Here is a 19891-nt window from a genome sequence, read left to right as displayed (position 1 = left end):
TTGAGGTCGAATGCTTCTCGAAGAAACTGTTTGACGTTGCTTGCGCTCCATAATTCTGCCACGTACTGTGAGCGACCAACAACCCAGCGCATTGATTCGGGGGTACGCGGGTGAGTCTTCGACAGACCGGACCAAGCAAGGCCGAGCAGCCGGCAGAGGTGCTTGACGTGGTCGTTGCCGGCGCGCACGGCGGCGCCGGGACCTCCACGCTGGCCGCGCTGCTGCCCGCGGCGTGGGACATGGGCTCGATCGGCCAACTACTGGATCTCGACCGGGCACCGCTTCAGGCCAAGGGCCGTCCAGTGGTCCTGGCCGCGCGCAACACCGCGGTGGCGGCCACGCACGCCACCGCCGCGATCGGTGCGCTGCACGAGTGGGGCGAGCTCGTGGCTGTACTGGCGATCGTCAGCGATGGCGGCCCGGAATCGCGGGACGCGACAGCTCGATACGGGCTGCTGACTGCGCGGGTCGGTGGCGTGGTGCGCGTCCCGCATGTGCGGACCCTGCGGCTCGTCGAGGACCCGTCGAAGGTCGCCCTGCCGGGAAAGGTGCACCAAGCCCTCGGTGAGATCCGGCGCCTGCTCGGCGAGGAGCACCGATGAGTCTGATCTCCTCCCTGCTCACCGCGGTCCCGCTCATAGGCGTGGATGTCAATGTGCCCGATCCGCCCCCGGCTCCCCCGCCAGGGCTCGATAGCAAAATGAGCACGCTGCTCTCGTGGGGCAAGTGGGGCGTGCTGATCTGCGGCGTCGCCGGCCTGTTCATCTGCGCGGGCCAGATGGCCATCGGCCGCAAGAACCGGTCCACGTTCGCGGCCGACGGAGCGACCGGCATCCCGTGGGTGCTGGGCGGGCTGAGCTTGGCGGCGACAGCGGCCCCGATCGTCGGGGTGTTCTTCAAATGACCCGGGCGAAGGAGGTCGCGAACCCGTCGGACCGCTGGTGGCGCCAAGGCCCGGTCATCGCGGCGTCGGTGATTGGCGGCGGAGTCCTGGTGGGGCTTCTGGCGCCTCCAGTCTTCCGGACGCCTCCCGCAACGACTCCAGTGATCGTGCGAACAACGGCGCGAGCCGGGCAGATGGTCAGCACGCCGCAGGTCTCCTTCGCCGGCGTGTCGTGGCACGACTACCACGGCGTTCTCCTGCCCTACTCCGCTGAGGACGGCCCACGCGACACCGCCAGCGATCTAGCTTCGGGGTTCGCCAGGACGCCGCGCGGGGCTCTACTGGCCGCGATCCATATTGCGGTGCGAGCCAACGTGCAGTGGGGCAGCGACGTGTTCGGCCCGACCATAGAGCGGCAGGTCACCGGCCCCGACGCCAGCACCCTGCTTGATGCGACACGCAGGGCCTACGAACGACTGAAGGGCGACCGGCCCGACGGCGCCATGCTCAGCCGCGGATATGTCGTGCTGGAAGCGTTCCGCTGGCAGGGGTACTCGCCCGAGGCGGCGAGTCTGGACCTGGTGTCGGCGGGGCCGGGCGACAGCGATGTGACGGTCCGTGCCGTGGCCCGGTTCCAGTTGCAGTGGCAGGACGGTGACTGGCGTCTGCTGGCTCCCCCGGGTGGGACATGGGTCGGAACAGCGGCCCCCGTCGATTCGCCGGACGGCTATGTCCGCTTCCCGAGCGGGGGCGCCTGATGTTTCCGTTCGATCCGTGCTCACCGGTCATGGATCCGGCCTGCGTCCAGCCGGTCGATAACGACGGCCACGGCGGAGGGGGCCCGTCTCTGCCCGGGATGCCGGACATCCCGGGCATGGTGGGCGGGCACATGCTGGATGAGGCCGCCAAGTCGTTCCAGTCGGCGGTCGGCTGGCTGATCTCCAACACCGCCGCCTGGTGGGTCAAGACCCCCTCCCCCGATCTGGAGGGCGAGCCAGCGGTCGGTTACCTACAGCTCCTGGTCCAGCCGCTGACGGTCGCGGTCGCGGTACTGGCGTTGCTGGCGGTAGCCGCACGCATGGCGCTGTCGCGCAAGGCGGTTCCGCTGATCGACGCCGGACGCGGCCTGGTCGTCCTCGCGGCGGTCACCGTGATCGGCACCGTCCTTCCGAACCTGCTGCTGCAGTGGGGTGACCAGTGGTCGGGCTGGGTGCTGAACGCGTCCTCGCAGGGCGACTTCGCCAAGCGGATGACCCAGATCGTGATGGTGCCGAGCGGGACGCCAGCCGCGCTGGTCCTCATCCTCTGCCTCATCGCGCTGATCATCGGCATCATCCAGGCGATCCTGCTGCTGTTCCGCGGAGCGGCGCTGGTCATTTTGGCCGGGCTGCTGCCCCTAGCGGCCGCAGGCATGATCACCACCTCGACCCGGTCGTGGTTCACCCGTGTGGCCGGCTGGATGCTCGCGCTGATCTTCTACAAGCCCGCCGCGGCAGCGGTGTACGCGACGGCGTTCACGCTCGTCGGCAAGGGCAAGGACATGCGCGTGATCCTGATGGGGTTCACGATGATGCTGATCAGCCTGATCGCCTTCCCCGTCCTGCTGAAGTTCTTCACCTGGACGACCGGCGGCACCGAATCGAGCACCGGCGGCGGGATCCTCGGCGCGCTGATGGGCAGTGCGACCGCGCTGGGCGCGTTGCGCGCCTACGGTGCCCTGGGCGCATCGGGCGGACGGTCGGACTCGGCAGGCGAGCACGCCGACTACCTCGACCAGCAGCTCGGCGACCAAAGTCCCCCAGCGCAGCCACCATCCGCCGCCGACTCCGCCGACCAGCCGTCTTCCCCGCCCGGTCACCCCCATGACACCTCGGCACCGGCCGGCGGTCTCGGCCATGGCCCTTCCGATTCCAGCTCCCCCGAAGGAACCGGTTCTCCCGAGGCAGGCCAGCCCGCGCAGGACGGTCACGGGTGGGCTCCGCCCGACGGCGGTCACGGTGAACCGGTCGGTCCTACCGGCATCCGCGCGGCCGACCGTGAACGTCGCCGCGGTGAGGACGCCATCCGGTGGGTTGGCAACGGCGGCCTGGACGGACCGACCGGGGCCGCCGGGGAAGGGGGTGGCGGCGGTGGAGCATGACATCCGTACCTACGGCGGCTGGCGACGCCGCCAGGGCATTGGCCTGCTCGGCCTGGACACCACCTCGACCTTCATCGCGCTCGGCACCGCGATGTTGCTCGTGCTGGTCGCGGCCACCGCTCCCCGACTGCTGGTCTACCTGCTCCCGCCCGCCCTGATCAGTGGCGCGCTCAGCTTGGTCCGGGTCGGTGGCGTGCCGCTGGCGCGTCTCGTTCTGGCGCGGTGCCGCTGGCGTTGGGGCGTGTGGCGCGGCCACACCCGCTACCGGGCGGGAGTCGTCATCGACCACCCCCGCGCGTTCCAGCTCCCGGGCGTGCTCGCGCCGCTGACGCTGCTCAGTGCCGAGGACGGCTACGGCGGCCGGTACGGAATCGTGTGGGACCGCCGCGCCGGTCTGCTGACCGCCACCCTCCGCGTCGTCCCGGCCTCGACGTGGCTGGCCGACCGCAGCGACGCCGACAATTGGGTCGCCTCCTGGGGTGGCTGGCTCGCCGCGCTCGGGCACATGCCGGCCGTGCGCTGGGTGAGCGTGACAGTCGACACCGCGCCCGAGCCCGGCTCGACCCTGTCCGACGCCGCCGACCGCGCCGTCGTGGACGCCGCGCCGGAACCGGCCCGAACCATCATGAGCGAACTCGTCCGCACAGCCCCCGCGGCAGCCGCCGATGTCGACACTCGCGTCTCGATCACCTTCGATCCCAAGGCGTCCGCGGCCGGCCTGAAGGATCTGTTTGAGGCGGTCGCCGAGCTGGGCCGCACGCTGGACGGGCTGGCGTCACGGCTCGGTGGCTGCGGTGTGTCTGTGCTGGGACGCGCCACCGCAGCCGAGATCGCCGGGGCGGTACGGATCGCCTTCGACCCCGATTCGCGCGGGGAGGTGAACCGGCTGCTCGCCCGCCCGAACTCCGAAGAGATCCTGTCGTGGGCTGATGCCGGACCGGTCGCAGCAACCGAGCACACCACCCACTACGAGCACGACGGCGGCCATTCGGTGAGCTGGGCCTGGCACGAGCCACCCCGCCAGAACGTGCGCTCCGACGTCCTGGCCAGACTGGTCGCGCCCGGGCCGTTCCCCAAGCGCGTCACCCTGCAGTACCGGGCGTTGCCCGCCGCGGCGGCGAGCCGCGTCCTGCAACAGGAGGTCAACGCGGCGGCGTTCCGCGCCCAGTTCAGGCGCCGCACCGGCCGCGACGAGACCGCCCGCGACAGCTGGGACGCTGCCCGCGCCCGCCAGGCCGCCGCCGAGGAGGCCATGGGCGCCGGGGTCTGCCTGGTCTCGATGTACGCGACCGTCACCGTCACCGACCCGGGCCAGCTCCAACGCGCCGTAGCCCACGTGGAAGCGTCGGCCGACTCGGCCAAGATCCGGCTCCGCCGCCTGTGGGGCAGCCAGGCCGCAGGATTCGCCACCACCTTGCCGTGCGGCATCTGCCCACCCGAGCTGTCTCGCCGCCTCGTGCACTGAACCGGAGGAACCGAGCTTGCCCAACGCCGAAACCGCCGCGATGTCCGAGCCGCTCGCCCCGCCATGGGGCTGGCGCGGCCCAGGTACCGGACGCACCGCGCACGTCGAAGCCGCCCCGGAGTTCCAGGCCACCACCAGCCAAGTCTGCGGCCTGTACCCCTTCACCGCCGGCTCAGGAACACCCACCGCCGGCACGCCCATCGGGCGCCACCAGCTCTGGGGTGAGGTCGTCTGCCTCGACCCGCTGGCCTGGCTCCGTGAAGGCCTGGTCACCAACCCGGGCATGTTCGTCCTCGGCCAACCCGGCACCGGCAAATCCACCCTCGTCAAGCGCCTGGTCACCGGCGCCGTCGCGACCGGCACCACACCGATCATCCTCGGCGACACCAAACCCGACTACACCCTGCTGGTCGAGTACCTCGGCGGCCAAGTCATCCGCGTCGGCCGCGGTTTCGACCGCATCAACCCCCTCGACGCCGGCCCCCTGGACCAGGCACGGCAACGCCTCACCGGCGCCGACGCCGACGCCGAAACCCTGCGGTGGGAAGTGCGCTCCCGACGGCTCTCCCTGCTGCTGGCGTTGGCGACGCTCGTCCGCGAAGCCCGCATCACCAACGCCGAGGAAGTCGTCCTCGGCCGCGCCATCGACCTCCTCGACGAGCGCCTGCCCCACGACCCCACGGTCGTGGACGTCCTGCGCATTCTGGAGCAAGGGCCGAACGAGCTGCGCTCAGCGACCCGCACCGACTCCGCCGACTCCTACCGGGCCCAGACCCGCGACCTGGTCTTCACCCTCGACCTCCTCATCTCCGGATCACTCGCCGGCGTCTTCGACTCCCCCACCACCCGCCCACTGAACCTGGACGCCCCAGCGATCAGCGTCGACATCTCCCGCGTGCGAGCCGCCGGCGACAAGCTCCTCACCGCCGCGATGCTGTGCACCTGGGCCTACGCCTTCGGCATGGTCGACGCCGCCACCGCCCTCGCCGACCTCGGCGCCGCCCCACGACGCTCCTACCTCGGCGTCATGGACGAACTCTGGCGGGCGCTGCGCGGCGCCCCCGGCCTGGTCGAGCACGCCGACGCCCTGACCCGCCTCAACCGCGCCAAAGGCATGGCCTCAATCATGATCACCCACTCGCTCGCCGACCTGGACGCCCTGGCCACCGAGGAAGACCGCGCCAAGGCCAAGGGCTTCGCCGACCGCTCCGCCATCACCGTCCTGGCCGGACTCCCGCCACGCGAGCTCGCCCGCGTCCACGAGATCACTCCCCTCACCGGACCCGAACAGCGCCTGGTCACCTCCTGGTCGGCCCCCGACTCCTGGCAACCCGGCGCCCGCCACCCCGGCCGCGGCAAGTACCTCATCAAGACCGGCGAACGCCTCGGCATCCCCGTCGAACTCTCCCTCGTCGGCCCCGAAACCGACCTCTACGACACCGACCAGGCCATCCGAGGTGCTGGATGACAAGGGCGCTGGGGCCGCGGGCATCGCTGTGGCACTCCAACGCAGCTGCCGGCTGGCTGGTGCTGGCCGGCTGCTGGACACCCATCGTCGTGCTGTGGGTCGTGTGGTTCTCCGCGGAGCTGTGCGCCGCCGCCACGGGCGGGACGGTCATGCCCTTCGGCTCCGATTTCGCGATCGCTCTCGCACGGGGCCAGACCAGCAGCACGTGGCCGGGAACACCGACACCGCTGGTCCTTCTTATCCTCGCGCTCCTGGTCACCGCACTGATAGGCGGCGTCTGGGTGATCTGCTCGCGCATAGCTGCGCGCCTGCCCCAGCCTGGAGATGCTGTCGCCGCGCTCGCCGACAACCCGGGCCTGACCGCACTCCAACCCGACGCGACCGCACGCAAGGCCATCACGTTGAGACGTTCTCTCGTCAACTCCGCCCCAGCGGAGCTGGACCGGGACGACATCGGCCTAGTCCTGGGCGACGTCCTTCTCCCCGGCGAACGTTCCGGCCCGACGTTGTTCGCCTCGTTTGAGGACACGGTCGTGGCGTTCATGGCGCCGCGGTCGGGCAAGACAACCACCCAGTCGATCCCGCACGTCCTCTCCGCGCCCGGCCCCGTCATCGCGACCAGCAACAAGACCGATCTGTGGTCGGCGATCGCTGCCGTCCGCGCCAAACGCACCGGTGGGAAGATCTGGCTGTTCGATCCGCAGCACATCACCTACCAGCCGCAAGCCTGGTGGTGGAACCCGCTCTCCGGCCTCTCCACCGTCGAGGACGCCCACCGGCTCGCCGGGCACTTCGTCCTCACCGTCGACGACGGGCAGAAGAAGGATCTGTGGGGGCCCGCCGCGCAAGACCTGCTGTGCGCCTTGTTCCTGGCCGCCGCGACCTCCGGCCGTTCGCTTCATCATGTGGCGCAGTGGCTGGACGAGCCGGCCGTCCCCACGCCGATCGAGCTGCTTCAGAAGGCCGGGTTCCAGCTCATGGCCTCCTCGCTCAAGGGCACGCAGAACGGGGCCGTTGAGACGAGGGACGGCATCTACCAGACCGCTCGGACGGCGGCCAAGGCACTGCGCGACCAGGAAATCCTCGCCTGGGTCACCTCCGATCGCGACCTGCCGGTCTTCGACCCGGACGCGTTCGCGACCTCGCGCGACACGCTGTATCTGCTGTCCAAGTCGCTCTCGGCGGCGGCTCCGCTGATCGCCGCGCTCACCGACACCACCATGCGCGCCGCCGAGCGCCGCGCCGAACAAGCCGGTGGCCGCCTGGACCCGCCGCTCATCGTCGCGCTGGACGAGGCCGCCAACATCTGCCGCATCGCCGACCTCCCGCAGCTCTACTCCCACCTCGGCTCGCGCGGCATCGTCCCGGTCACCATCCTGCAGAGCTACGAGCAGGGCGTCACCGTCTGGGGCGAGCCCGGCATGGCCGCCCTGTGGGGCGCCGCAACCCGCAAGCTCATCGGCGCCGGCATCGACTCGCCCCGCCTCGTCCGCGACCTGGCGACCCTCGTCGGGCAGCACGACGTACCCGCCCGGTCCATCACCTACAGCGAGGGACGCGGCAGCGAGCAGATCTCGTTGCGCCGCCAGGACATCCTCGAAGCCGCCGACATCCGCGCTCTGCCCACCGGCACCGCGCTACTGCTCGCGACGGGCACCAAAGCCGCCCTCATCCGCCTGCGCCCCTGGTACGCCGGACCCCACGCCGGAGCCATCAACGCGGCCATCAAGAGCGCCGACATCGCCATCGCCGACGCCGCCCGCCGGCACTACCACCGCGACACCAACTGATCCCCCCGTCCGAGAAAGGACCTTGCGTGCATACCTCGACAGCTCTGGAGGCTCCATGTCCCATCCCGACACCCCACGCACGGACGACCAGCGTCTCAAGCCGCTGTATCCGGATGTCACCGCCTGGGTGACCCAGCACTTCGTCCCGATGTACCGGCGTACCCTCGGCGGCGAATTCCGCTGGTGCGCCGAATGGTGGCGGCACGGCGAAGCAATCTCACGCCTCACCGCCCTGTGGTTCTCCTGGGAGGCGATGCGGCTGCAGGGCGCCACCGGCATGGCCCTGTGGTACCGCGACCACCTCGACCACCAGATGCCCGTCCTGCTGGGACCGCGCGGCCCCTTCTACCAGTGCACCGAGAACGAGCATCTGGCCCCGCACCAGGCACGCATCATCCCCGTCCCCGCCTGGTGGCTGGGCGTCGACCAAGACGACCTCGCCGCAGCCGACGCATGAACTCGACTCGCACGCTGCGAACCGCTGGCTGGAGGCCCGTGTGACTGGACGCATGGCCGCCGCTGCCCTGGCGCTGGACGCCTACGAACAGCACCTGTTCGGGGAGCTCGCCCATGGGCACCGCAACGACCACGCAGAAGCCGAAGGACTCGTGCACGCCCTGGTCGTCGACCTCATCACCTACGGCGAGAGCAACCACCTGGACGTCGTCGACCTCCTGGACGCCCTCGTCCAAGCCCGCATCGACCGCGGCGGGGCCCTCATCAACCCTCGCTACAGTTTCCGCCTCAACACCGAAGTCCAGTTCCGCGACCGAGGCGCCGACGAGCACCGCGGGTTCATCACCGAACTGAAGTCACACGGCTCTAGACAGGACGCCGAATGCGTCCTGCGCGTCCCAGGACTCATCGACCCGCAGCACATCATCACCTCGCAGCTCCAACCGGCTGTCCGGCTGGTCCCTGTGCGGACTCGTACCTGCGGAATCGTCTTCTCCGCGCTGGAGGCCGAAGACACCATCATCGAGATCCTCGGCGCCCTGACGAGCAAGCAGGACACCGCTCCTGCTCCTGAGGTGGTCGCGGATCTGGACGAGCTGGCCACCGCCCTGGCCACCTGGTCCGCCACGACACCCCGACAGGTCCTGAACCACCTCCGCTACCAGGCGAAAGTCTCCCCGCCATCGTCGGACCACCGCTCACCAGCCGCTCGCCGCGCCGCAGCAGCCTTCCCGAACGGCATCGCCGCCAGCCTGGCCGGCGAGCAGCCGAACGCGTCGACGGCCCACAATCCCGAGCCGCCAGGGCCAAACCCGCCTCTCCGTCGTACGTGATCCGCCCTACCCGCTCAGTCATCCGGAGGTACTGAATGCGCGAGCATGAAGAGGCAGTGGCCAACGCGCTCGACGCCTACCAGCGGCAAGTCCTGCCCGACAAACTTCCCAGCCACCGGGCCGACCCGTTGCTGGCCGAGTTGCTCAGCAAGTCGCTCCTCGATCAGCTCGTCCGCTACGCCGAGCGCCGGGACCTGAAAGTGAACGACACCTTGGCTCTGCTTCATCAGGAACGACTCGACCGCGGCGGGCGCGCCCACGACCCGGTCGAACGCTTCCGGCTCGCGAGCGAGGTCCAGTTCCGGCAAAAGACCACCGCCACAGGGGCCACGCCGCGGTTTCCGCTATGGCGCGGCTTCATCACCGCACTGGCTGCCTCACCAAACGGCGGCGCACAGAGCACGGTCCGCGTACCGGGAATCCACCAAGGTCTACACGTCACGGTGTCCGAGCTGGAACCGGCCGATCCGTTTCCGCCGCTCTCCACCCGAACGGCTGGTGTCGTCGTAACTGCCCGTGGAGCTGAGTCGACGATCATCGACATTGGCGTCCGGCTCAAGCGCGCCGCCGCCAGCGGCCTCGTCGCCGACGAGCAGGCGCTCACCGACCTCGCACAGCTGACAATGAGGCTGGGGACCTGGTCCGGTGGCCAGCCCGACGCAATCATGCGCCACCTCCACGACCGCATCCTGGCCGCCGTTCAGAAGCCGCCCCAGCCAGGCCGAGGAGGATCTGAAGCGCGGCTGTCCGCAAGCGAGTTTCCCCACGGTCCGGCCTCCTCGCCGTCACCCGACCGACCGCCCACCACAAAGCCCAGCACAGACAACCGGCACAACCCACGCAAGCACCACACCTAAGTCCTCACCCGCGCCTCGCATGCCACCTCACTCGAATCCTTGGAGGCCTAATGGCCGAAGCCGGCGCTGAAGAGTTCGCCGAGTTCGGAGCAGCAGCAATGGACTCCTTTCAGGCCCTCTTCGAGGAGACCGAGCATCTCGACCATCGCATCAACGACGTTCACGCCCGCGAACTCCTCGGCGATCTCTTGATCGACCTGATGCACTATGCCCAGCACCGCGGGCTGGAGTTCAACGACATCCTCGCCCAAGCCAACGGCCACTACCTCAGCGAACGCAACAGCTCCGACGTCTACGCCATCGGCTCGGCCGTCCAGCTCAAAGGACCGGCCGCCGACGAGGCAGCTCTGCTCGGTCGACCAACCAGAGGCGGCGTCACCGGAATCTACGTCCCTCATGACGGCCCAACCGAGTACTACGTTCGTTTCCTCGGCGAGCCCAGCAGCCGCAGCATCCGCGCTACCGAGCTGCAAGAAGCATCGGCATTCCCTGCCACGTCCACCACAAGGGGCGTCATCAGCGACCCCTTCCTTGCTGAAAGAGACCTCGTCGAGGTGATGACCCAGATCGGGCGAGCCGACCTCAACGGCGTCCCACCGAACCAGGACGACCTCAACGATCGCCACGTCCTGCTGGAAGCCCTCGTGGCCTGGAACGGTATGGACACCCGTGACGTCACCGACCTGCTGCTGGCCCAGGTGGAACAACGGCTCACCACACCCCAGGCCGAGACCTCAGTCCCAGGCGCGGCGCTCAGCCCCGGCCGACTCGCAGCACAGGACTTCCCGATACCGCTGGAACAAGGACTCACAGAGCATCGCCCCAGCACCCGCACCACTCCTCATCCCGCCGCCTCCGCCACCAGGCGCACCGACCGTCACCGATAGGTCCGCCCCCACCTGCGAAAGCTCATCACGACACGCACCTTCCATTCTTGGCCTATTGACCAAAAGCAACGATCTCAACTCTCAGCGATTTTTGGAACACGCCTTGAAGATGGGCGTCAATAATCCGGAGGTTCCGCTGAAGTACTTCTTCGACTACGCCGCCCGCCAGATCAAGACGGCCGACTCCATCCCCGAGCTCCTCGCAGCCGCCTTCATGGGCATGGAACTGATCGAGCGCGCCACCACCGTCCTGGCCCAAATCGCTCCCGAGGCCGCCTACCAGACCGCGCTCGCCGAGGCGAGCGATGCTTGGTGGGCCCTTGCTGATGCTCCCACCCTCACCTGGCCGGACCGCGGTATGTCGGACACCGAGATACCGGAACTCGCCAATTCGGTCGCCGCCTTGGTGATGGTCGTGGCCGAAGCCATCCTCAACGTCGCCTCCAAGACCACCGACCCCGCCGACCGAGTGGCCTGCCTACGAGCCGCCCACCACGCCGGCAACGTCCACGCGGCCATGAGGTAGGACCAGTGCCCCACAACATCAAGCGCATCGACCGTGCCACCCACGCCCTGATCGCCTACGAACTAGACGCCTTTCCTGGCAAGCCTTCGCTTCTGCAACGCGACCCCTTCTACAGCGAGGCCCTGCTGGCAGCACTGGTCTGCGATCTGGAGCACTACGCCAACCACCACGGCATCAACTTTTCCGGCATCGTCAGCACCGGCCGCGCCCTCAACGCCGAAGAGGTTTCCGAGGACGCTCCCTACAAGCCCGGCGACCACGTGTGCCTCACTCGCCAGCACGACTACTGCGGCACCGTCATCGGCTGGCAGACAACCGGCACCGACGAGGAGACCTCCTACCTCGTCGCGGTCCCCGGCATCCCCTACATCTACGCCGAGGTCGCCACACACCTTGCACCCGCACCCGCGTTTCCACCGACCGAAACGATCCTCGGCACCGTGCACTCTGCTGACCAAGCCGAACAGCTCTACTTCAACATCGTCAAGCAGCTTCCGAACGCGCCAGCATCGACCCGCCCCAAGCTCGAACACGACCGCCAACGACTGCTGGACGCGCTGAGCTCCTGGAGCGGGATCTCGGTATCCCGTCTTCACAACGAACTCGCCCCTCGCCCGGCCACAGCCAGGCGCCCCGAAATCGACGTCCACGCCGCTGCGGAAATCCAAACCGACGTCAGTCACAGTTTTGCTGCAGAACCGCCAGCGACTCCCCGCCGCAGAAGGCCGCCACCCTCGCCCCGCGGCACAATTACCAACACATAGCCACCGAACAAAGCAGCCCTCGACCACTACCAACGCACGGCACCGCCATTACGACGAATCCTGTGCTGCCCCATCCAAACCGACTCTTTGGCCAGCTCACACGTCCACCCGGAGGACACCGCGATGACGCACGAACGTCAGCACCAAGACGTCCGCCAAGGCTGGTTCACCGAACTCCTCAACAGCGCCCTCAACAACCTCGCCCACGCCGAGCGCGTCATCACCGCCTACGCCGCCCAATCGCCCGACGGCTTCATCGCCTGGGGCATGGCTGAAGGAGAAGCCGTCCAAGCCCACCAGGCACTCCGCCAAGCCCCATCCCTGCGCGCCACCCTCCCCGACGACCACACCGGCCAGAACGCGACCGCCGACGCCCTGTTCGACCTCGCCCGCAAAACCTCCCAAAGCCTCGTCCGGGCCGCCGAACTGGCCAACGACCCCGACGACAAGCTGGCCTGTCTGCAAGCCGCCCTGCACGCCGGACGCCTAGGCGACGCACTCCGGTAGGCACGCATGGCCACATTCGGAGAGATGACCGCACTCGCCGACGAACACCTCACCGATCTCCGAAGCCAGCTCCACCTGGCGCGGCTCGAAAGAGACATCCGCAGTCGCACCGCCCTGCCCGAACTGGCACGCCTCACCCACGTCCTCGCCCGCTACCACGACCAGATCGCCGACGGCTTCGGAATTCCCGACCCGACCGGCACCGGCATACGAGTCGCCGCCCGCCGCGCGAGCAACCTCATCAAGCAAGCCGAAGCCCTCTTCGGCCAACCTGCAGACACTGAAACCCCACGGTCGGCCCTGGCCCAGAAGCTCCGCGCCACCTCGATCGCGCTGGGCTGCGGCCTAGACCTGCTGTCCACACACTTCCCCACCGCCCAGGACCAAGCGACCTCAGCGACCGCGATCGTGATCGCGGCGCCCGACAGCGCCCGCTCCCTGCTGCACCAGCTCAGCGTTCACACTTCCACCATCGGCCATCTAGCCAGGCGCACTCCTCCGCCCACCAACCAGGCCGGCGTACTACTCCTGAAGGCAGCGTTCCTCTCCCACATCCACAGCGAGAACCGGGCCTCACTACCCATCACCGCCGTTCAGCCCCAACACACGCCAGACCGCATCCCCCCTGCGATCGGCGAAGACGTCACTCAAGCCCTCGCCGGCATCGACGCCAGCATCCAACGACTGAGCAACCCACCCACCGCAACCTCGGTCACCACCTGGCGCTACCTCGCGCGAGCAGCCGCCATCATCTGCGACATCAACTCAAAAACCATTCACCAGCTGATTCACCGAACCAACGAACTGACCGAACCCGACCGCCTACCCGCCCTCAAAGAAGCAGCAACGGCCGTAAAACACACCGGCCGCGCCTGGAGAACCATCATCCGGCGCTGGGACGAGCACATCGGCCACTACGGCCATCCCGCTAACGGTCTGGCCACCGACGCCAGCGACCTCATTATCCGCCTTGGTCGCCTCATAAACGCCGACCCCGCTTGGACGCCAAGCCCTCACGCGTCCAGCCGACTAAAACCACCTCACGAACTCGCACCCGATCTCCACCACGCAGCAACCCTCGCCACGGCCACCCTCAGAACCATCGAAGCCTGCAACAACCTCGCCTCACACCACCACGCCGCCATCAACGACGCAGCCTCAATAGGCGCAGTAAACCGCCAGAAGAAATACCCCACCCATCTGCCGCGCGTACCAGGATCAGTACGCGAACTATCGACCCGCTACGACACCGCCCGAGACAAGGGAAAGCAAACCATCATCACACTCGGCCAGGCGCTCGAAGCACTAAACTCCCCACACCCAATACCACAAGAAGTGCAACTAATCCTCCTTCGAGCAACCGTTCCCGACGAACGAAGCCAGCCCAAGTTGGCCGCGATCGAGTTCCCGGCCTCACTCACCGAAGTTCTGGCCGATTCAGGCAGCTGCATGGATGCTTCAGACACCCGGTCTCCGTCGCAGCTTGAGCAGAGCTATCGGCGATCATGATGGCACGGCTCTACAGAGATCAACAAAAGATGCATAGACTCGCAGAGCGAGAGGCAGCTTTCGCCTAGAATGGTGGAATGAATACCAGCGCTCCGGGCAGGGGAGCATGAAAATATACCTGGTGCCCCAGCGCTGGCAGTTTGCCGACTTCCGTGGAAGCGCTTGAAGTCTCGAAACGGTGCTCCCCGTGCACGCGGGGATAGCAACTCAACACGCGCGTCGCCTGCGGCCAGCCTCTCGGCGCGTTAGGAAGCGCAGGCATAGTTCCAAGCCTTTGGCGCCTTGGCTAGCCGCATTGTCAGCGCTGCTGAAACGGATCACCAAAGGTCATGGGTTCTCGCTGTTGGTAACGGCGGTACAGGCGGGTCAAGGTGTCGAGTGGGAGTAGGGGCCAGCGGGTGACGGTGCCGGTGGACTTGTCGATGACCAGGGTGGTGGCAGTCTCGACCGTCGGGATCGGGGGTGGTTCGGGAATGGGAACCGAGATGGGGATGGCCTGGTAGCCGTCCTCGAATTCTCGGATGTGGATGAGGGTCGGGGTGTCGTGGCGGTGGGGCAGGCGGAGGTGTGCGCGGCGCCAAGCCTCGGCGGTGTCCAGGGGCAGGGAGGCGGTTGGCGTAAGAGGGGCCGCGCTGGGCTGGGCAAGGTGAAGATCAGTGTTGGGGACGCCCGTCGGCTGGTCACCGTCGTTGCAGGTTGGCTTCGCGATTTCTAGCGCTGTTGTCAGCGCCTGCGTGGTGAAGCAGACCAGATCTTGGGCCTGGCGGAGGAAGTCGAGGGTGGGGGCGTCGAGTTGATTGGCGGCATCCGGGCGAGCGAGGAGGCGATCGATGGCAGTGCGGTCGGCTCGCTCGGCGAGCATCCGGATCTTCTCGACGCTTCGCCGCAGGTGAGCAAGGCGGTCAGCTTCGGTAGGCATAGGTACTGGTCCTGGCGTGCTGTTGTGGGCCGGGGACGCGGCAAGTCGAGGGGTGCCGCATCCCCGGCGTTGGGGTCCCCAGGCGGCCGGGTTGTTCGGGCTATCAGGCTGGGGATGCTGAGGGGTGAGTTTCGTGGTGGCTGGTGATGCGCTCGGCGGTCTCTTCGAGGTCGATCAGTGATTGGTGGGTGCAGCGGTGGCCGTCGTGCCAGGTGAACGTCTTGGACCCGATCCAGATGCTCAGGGTTCGGGTGCTGAGAACTGTGGCTCCACTGCCTTCCCTGCGGTAGTTGGTCGAGATGCCGCGGGCTTTAAGTGCGTCGGAGAGCTGGCACGCCGTGAGCGTTGGCGAAAGAGCTTGGTCGACCATCTGCCAGGAGGTTGGTAATGCGAGGGTGAACCAGACGCACTTGCCGGGCGTCGCGGTCAGGCGTGACCGGGTGAAGTGGGTGCCGGTGCCGGCGGAGACGGCCGCGACGATGGAGAGCCCCTTGCCGTGCTCGTCGAGCAGTTCGGCGTCGCGGATGACTGGCCAGGTCTCTCGCTGTGTGTCGAAGATCGAGACGACCAGTTCCGGGGTGGGGCAGGTGCGCGCCCAGATCCAGAGTTCCTGCCCCACCGCACTGACGCGCCCCGTCGAGGACGCGTAGGTGTAAGCATTGGTCGCCAGCTCGGACACCGCGAGTTCGCCGTCCTCGATCTGATCTGATGCGAAGCCCAGCGGGCGCATCGTCGCAGCGAGGCGAGAGCGTGCAAAGGAGGCGGTACTCGCGTCGCTGGGGAGTGGGAAGGCGCACGCCCCACCAGCTGGGATGTCGGTCGGTTCGCCGGTCAGCACCTGTCCCTCCCCCTTTCAAGCCAGAGGCTGGAGTGACCGTCTCGGCCCCAGTCGATGGCTCCGGTCCCCTCGCGACCGGGAATCGGTTGAGCGTCAGAAGCTCCGCGAGCCACCAGCGGAGCTGAGCTGTGATGGGAGGCGTGACGGGAGGGCGGCCGTAGCAGGTGATGCTCCGGCGTAAGTGGTGCCATGGTCGCGATATATCGACTCAGGCCCTCCGGCGAGCTCTGCTCGATTAGTCGAGACTCGCCGTTCTCGGCACGGACCAAGGCCCAGTAATTACCTGTGTATGCGCCGAACCAGATCGCGGCGTGGGGGTACCGATGGCCGAGTTCGGCGACGGCCTGAACCGGGCCTTGATCAATCATCCTGTATGGCACGGACGCCGTGGTCCGAACACACGTATGGCCATGGCGCCGCCCGCCTTCAGGCCCGTGTTTTGTAGCGTGAGCGATCACTGGGCCGGGTGCTGCATTCGTTCGATCATGCATGGGTCGGAGGACCTCCACTATTCGATCAAGGCTGCGGCGGGTGGTGCAGCACCGCGTCCGAGGTCGCATCGCTCCTGCTGAGCGCTTCAGCTGGCTTCGTCCGGCAGAGATCAGCGGGATCGGCTTCTTCAGATTCCGTCCAGTCGCTCTGCGTGTGCGACCGAACACAGCACAGCATGCACCTGGAATCTGTGCTGCACAAGTGTGCCGACCAAGTAAGGACAGCTTGTCTTATTTGTCGGAGACGTCACCGCACAACTGTGGAAGGTTAGAGTTTCAGGGGTCGAAGGAGACTTGCGCCGTATAACTTGTGCCAGGCATGAAAGGAGAATCCATGCCGCAACCGCGGGTCACGACAGTACGCATGCGCCGACTCGGCACCGAGCTTCGCAAGTTGAGAGAAAGCGCCGGATACACGATCGAGCAGGTCGCCGAACACCTTGAGTGCTCACCCTCACGAGTGAGTCGGATCGAGACCGGCAAGGCACAGCCGCCCAAGCAGCGCGAACTTCGCGACCTGCTGGAGTTGTTCGGCACGTCCGACGCCCGGATCCAAGACGCCCTCCTCCAACTTGCCCGGGAAGCAGCACAGCCGGGTTGGTACAGCGAATTCCAGGATGTCTTCCCGCCGCACTTCGGCTCCTACATCGGCCTGGAGAGCGAAGCCACTGAGCTGCGGCACTTCGACAACCAACTCGTCCACGGCCTACTGCAAACTCCCGAGTACGCAAGTGAGGTGTTGCGGACAACTCTGCCTGGCGAGGCACCCAAGACCATCGACCGACTCCTGGAGCTCCGCCTCGCCCGGCAACAGCTCCTCGACCGCACCTTCCCGCGGTTCTCCCTATGGGTGATCTTTGACGAGAACGTGCTGCGCAGGCAGATCGGAGACCCTCAGGTGATGCGTGAGCAGATACACCGGCTCCTCGAAGCGATCAAGACTCCCAACATCACTTTGCAGGTCCTACCCTTCGCTAAGGGTGCGCACGTCGGGCTCGACGGGCCGTTCTCGCTACTCGGCTTTCCTGAACCCACCGACCCGGACGTCGTCTACGTCGAGAGTCAGGCCGGCAACGCCTACCTGGAGCAACCGCATCAAGTGAACCGCATGAACACGAAGTTCAACCTGCTGGTGGCATCGGCACTCGACCCCCGTGAAACGGCATCCTTCCTGCGCAGCGTCAAAGAGGAGATTCAATGACTCACCAGCCCCCCTCCCCCCTCCCCTGGCGCAAGGCGACCGCCAGCCAAGGCAGCCAGGGCTGCGTCGAACTCGCACCGCTCAATGGGGGCATCGCTGTCCGCGACTCCAAAGATCCCGACGGCCCGCTGTTTCTTCTGAATCGCGAGGGATGGCGCCAACTGGCCGAGAGGGCTAGCCACGGAGAGCTCGACCTCTAGCCAGCGCATACAGAGAACACCGTAACTCGTCCGCATGGAGTGGCCGCGTGCCGCAAATTTCACGCCGCTAGATGCCGGTAGCGCTGAGCAGTCGTCGGACCGCCAGGAACGGGTCGCGTCCTCTAGGCCGAGCAGGCCGCCGTCCCGATGAACGGCTTTGATCCGGACGGGACGGCTGACGGGGAGCAGGTAGCGCTTTTCGTAAGCCATCAGGTGGTCGACGACGTAAGCGGCAGGCGGGTTGGCGGGGTGCTGTGAGGGCGGAACCGGCCAGTCGGCAGGGAGTTGTAGCGGGCGGGTGAGAAGAGTCGAAACGAGTCCTAGGCGTGCGGCCAAGCCCGCCGGGCTGGTCCTGGGCATTGAGGATGACGAAGTCCAGTTCGGCGGCGACGGAGGTAGTAACCGAGAGGTGGGTGAGGTAGGCGGCGGCCCTCTGGGAGCGCAGGCTGTACACCAAAGTCACCGCGGCACCGGTGGCCAGGACCGCACCGGGAACGTCGAGGCGGCGCCGCCCCAGGGGCGCGGGACTCAGGGACCAGGCGGGGAAGCAGCGCCAGCGCCACAGCGACGACGGGCAGGTTGATCAAGAAGATCCACCGCCAGGACACCAGGTCGGTCAGCGCCCCGGAGATCACCAAAGAGTTCATGCTTCTCACTGACGCAATCGCTCAAGACCGTCCCTGGCGGACCAGCCCGCATTGAGCGCTGACTCTTCAGCAGCCAGAGGCCGCATGTTGATATGACTGCAGGTGTTCGGTGTGGGCCAGTGCCTCAGGAGTCTGGTGCTGCAGCCGGGATGTCGTATCGCCGGAGCGCGCCGAACCAGCCACAGCCGATAATGACGCCGATCAGCAGGCCGGCGCCCAGGAAGGCCGGGCGTGGGTCGTGGCCGGACGCCTTGGTCACCGCGCCGGCGACAGTGGCACCGACAGGGGTCGCCGCGACGAACAGCGCTCGTGCCGCTGTCGTGACCCGCCCGAGAATCTCGCGGGGAATCCAGCGCTGCCGGGTGCTGCGGTTGATCACGCTGGCGATCGATACCGCCCACATCTGCACGGCGTTGGCGGCCAGCAGGGGCGCCCATCCGGTGCTGGCGCCCATGACCAGCAGAGAGCCGGCCGCCAGCAGGATGCCCAGGCTGATCGAGGGCAGCGCACCCAGCCGCGCCGCGATGAACGGAGCGGTGACCGCACCGGCGATCCCGCCGGCCCCGCCCGCCGTGATCACGGCGGCGACCAGCGGCGTCGGAAGGCCCAACTGCACGCGGGCGAAGTAGACGATCAGGGTGTCCACCGCCAGGCAGAGGTTGACCAGGGTCTGAACGATGGTGAGGGCTAGCAGCGGGCGAAAGCCGACGATGAACCGCAGGCCCTCCCAAAGATCTTCACCAAGCCTGCGGAGTATCAGGCGGGCCGACATCGGTGTCACCCGCGCTCGGCCGGCCCTGCCGGGCGCCGGGCGACCGGTCGATCGCGCATCCCGGGCGTCATCGCCGCGCGTCCGCCCTGCCCTCACCTCGATCAGCAGCGGCACCAGGGTGGTCAGCGACACCGCAAAGGTCGCCGCGTTGATCAGTAACGCGGTTTCGGCACCGATCCAGTTGGCGAGCAGAGCGACGATGGCCGGGCCGACCATCTGCGATGTCCGGTCGGCGGTCTCGAGTGCCGAGTTGGCCCTCAGCAATCCCTCGGCCGGGAACAGGTCCTTCACGGCGACGGTCAACGCGGCGTCGAAGAACACCGTGGCGGCCCCGCCAACGAACGCCAGGGCCAGCACGCCCCCCAGCGGGGCAGCCCCCAACCACACAAGCCCGGGAAGGAGCACGAAGACCCCCGCGCGGAGCACATCCATGGCGACCAGCACCGCCCACGGATTCAGCCGGTCCACGAGCGGCCCTGCGGGCAGTCCGACCAGCAGATAGCCGATCCCCCGCGGCGCGGCCGCCAGACCCGCCGCCAACGGGTCACGGGTCAACTGCAGCACCAGCAGCGGCACAGCGAGCACCGCGCAGCCGTCACCGAGCAAGGACATCGACTGCCCGCCCAGGAACAACCGACGAGCCCGCGGTGAGGCTTCCGTCATGTCCTCCAGCCAGTCAGCGTTCCGACGGTGCCCGATCGGTACCAGCAGGATCGCGTATCGCTCGTACCAGAGCTG

20 protein-coding genes are annotated in these 19891 nt (G+C 67.6%); 17 read left to right on the top strand and 3 right to left on the bottom strand.

The annotated features are described in order from the left end of the window. Nucleotides 1–167 precede the first annotated feature (167 nt). The 15 genes from AB0C84_RS20695 to AB0C84_RS20625 all read left to right on the top strand — a co-directional run bounded on the left by AB0C84_RS20695 (nt 168) and on the right by AB0C84_RS20625 (nt 14085). A complete protein-coding gene (locus tag AB0C84_RS20695) occupies nt 168–602 on the top strand; it encodes a hypothetical protein (RefSeq protein ID WP_361068609.1) in 435 nt (144 codons plus the stop codon). Further along, on the top strand, nt 599–904 hold the full coding sequence (locus AB0C84_RS20690; protein ID WP_361068606.1) for a hypothetical protein: 306 nt from the start codon (nt 599–601) through the stop codon (nt 902–904). Before AB0C84_RS20695 ends, AB0C84_RS20690 begins: the two co-directional genes overlap by 4 nt. Beyond that, entirely contained in the window at nt 901–1641 is a 741-nt protein-coding gene (locus tag AB0C84_RS20685) for a hypothetical protein (RefSeq protein WP_361068603.1), read from the top strand. The genes AB0C84_RS20690 and AB0C84_RS20685 overlap by 4 nt, the downstream gene beginning before the upstream one ends. Then, nucleotides 1572–3023 (top strand): hypothetical protein, encoded by a 1452-nt coding sequence (locus AB0C84_RS20680; RefSeq protein WP_361068600.1) that lies wholly within the window; start codon nt 1572–1574, stop codon nt 3021–3023. The genes AB0C84_RS20685 and AB0C84_RS20680 overlap by 70 nt, the downstream gene beginning before the upstream one ends. Then, on the top strand, nt 3013–4488 hold the full coding sequence (locus tag AB0C84_RS20675) for an SCO6880 family protein (RefSeq protein WP_361068596.1): 1476 nt from the start codon (nt 3013–3015) through the stop codon (nt 4486–4488). The genes AB0C84_RS20680 and AB0C84_RS20675 overlap by 11 nt, the downstream gene beginning before the upstream one ends. Before the next feature lie 16 nt (nt 4489–4504). Further along, complete coding sequence (locus tag AB0C84_RS20670) at nt 4505–5956, top strand: hypothetical protein (protein WP_361068593.1); 1452 nt, start codon at nt 4505–4507, stop codon at nt 5954–5956. Then, nucleotides 5953–7746 carry a TraM recognition domain-containing protein gene (locus tag AB0C84_RS20665; RefSeq protein ID WP_361068589.1) on the top strand — a complete coding sequence of 598 codons (1794 nt, stop codon included), beginning with the start codon at nt 5953–5955 and terminating at the stop codon, nt 7744–7746. Before AB0C84_RS20670 ends, AB0C84_RS20665 begins: the two co-directional genes overlap by 4 nt. Nucleotides 7747–7801: 55 nt before the next feature. Beyond that, a complete protein-coding gene (locus AB0C84_RS20660) occupies nt 7802–8203 on the top strand; it encodes a DUF4913 domain-containing protein (RefSeq protein WP_361068586.1) in 402 nt (133 codons plus the stop codon). Between the two features lie 40 nt (nt 8204–8243). Then, on the top strand, nt 8244–9035 hold the full coding sequence (locus AB0C84_RS20655; protein ID WP_361068583.1) for a hypothetical protein: 792 nt from the start codon (nt 8244–8246) through the stop codon (nt 9033–9035). A 35-nt stretch (nt 9036–9070) separates the two neighbouring features. Continuing rightward, nucleotides 9071–9892 (top strand): hypothetical protein, encoded by an 822-nt coding sequence (locus tag AB0C84_RS20650; protein WP_361068580.1) that lies wholly within the window; start codon nt 9071–9073, stop codon nt 9890–9892. 50 nt (nt 9893–9942) lie between these two features. After that, a complete protein-coding gene (locus AB0C84_RS20645; protein ID WP_361068577.1) occupies nt 9943–10779 on the top strand; it encodes a hypothetical protein in 837 nt (278 codons plus the stop codon). A 55-nt stretch (nt 10780–10834) separates the two neighbouring features. Next, nucleotides 10835–11305 (top strand): hypothetical protein, encoded by a 471-nt coding sequence (locus AB0C84_RS20640; RefSeq protein WP_361068574.1) that lies wholly within the window; start codon nt 10835–10837, stop codon nt 11303–11305. Between the two features lie 5 nt (nt 11306–11310). Next, on the top strand, nt 11311–12069 hold the full coding sequence (locus tag AB0C84_RS20635; protein ID WP_361068571.1) for a hypothetical protein: 759 nt from the start codon (nt 11311–11313) through the stop codon (nt 12067–12069). A gap of 123 nt (nt 12070–12192) precedes the next feature. Next, nucleotides 12193–12576: a hypothetical protein gene (locus tag AB0C84_RS20630; RefSeq protein WP_361068568.1), complete on the top strand. Its 384-nt coding sequence runs from the start codon at nt 12193–12195 to the stop codon at nt 12574–12576. Nucleotides 12577–12600: 24 nt separating this feature from the next. Continuing rightward, nucleotides 12601–14085, top strand: a complete 1485-nt coding sequence (locus tag AB0C84_RS20625) for a hypothetical protein (RefSeq protein WP_361068565.1) — start codon at nt 12601–12603, stop codon at nt 14083–14085. Between the two features lie 298 nt (nt 14086–14383). Here the strand turns inward: AB0C84_RS20625 and AB0C84_RS20620 are convergent, their stop codons facing one another. Then, entirely contained in the window at nt 14384–15004 is a 621-nt protein-coding gene (locus tag AB0C84_RS20620) for a hypothetical protein (RefSeq protein ID WP_361068562.1), read from the bottom strand. A gap of 103 nt (nt 15005–15107) precedes the next feature. Continuing rightward, a complete protein-coding gene (locus AB0C84_RS20615; RefSeq protein WP_361068559.1) occupies nt 15108–15842 on the bottom strand; it encodes an ATP-binding protein in 735 nt (244 codons plus the stop codon). A gap of 825 nt (nt 15843–16667) precedes the next feature. Here AB0C84_RS20615 and AB0C84_RS20610 point away from each other — a divergent pair. After that, nucleotides 16668–17534: a helix-turn-helix transcriptional regulator gene (locus AB0C84_RS20610; RefSeq protein ID WP_361068556.1), complete on the top strand. Its 867-nt coding sequence runs from the start codon at nt 16668–16670 to the stop codon at nt 17532–17534. Beyond that, on the top strand, nt 17531–17734 hold the full coding sequence (locus AB0C84_RS20605) for a DUF397 domain-containing protein (protein WP_361068553.1): 204 nt from the start codon (nt 17531–17533) through the stop codon (nt 17732–17734). Before AB0C84_RS20610 ends, AB0C84_RS20605 begins: the two co-directional genes overlap by 4 nt. Nucleotides 17735–18505: 771 nt before the next feature. On the opposite strand, the gene AB0C84_RS20600 is transcribed toward AB0C84_RS20605, so the two are convergent. After that, entirely contained in the window at nt 18506–19816 is a 1311-nt protein-coding gene (locus tag AB0C84_RS20600) for an MFS transporter (protein WP_361068550.1), read from the bottom strand. Between the last annotated feature and the right edge of the window lie 75 nt (nt 19817–19891).

The sequence above is a fragment of the Actinomadura sp. NPDC048955 genome, assembly GCF_040649435.1.
GTDB lineage: Bacteria > Actinomycetota > Actinomycetes > Streptosporangiales > Streptosporangiaceae > Spirillospora > Spirillospora luteofluorescens.
The sequence above is the reverse complement of the archived record's forward strand: the minus strand, read 5'-3'. Positions and strand labels throughout refer to the sequence as shown.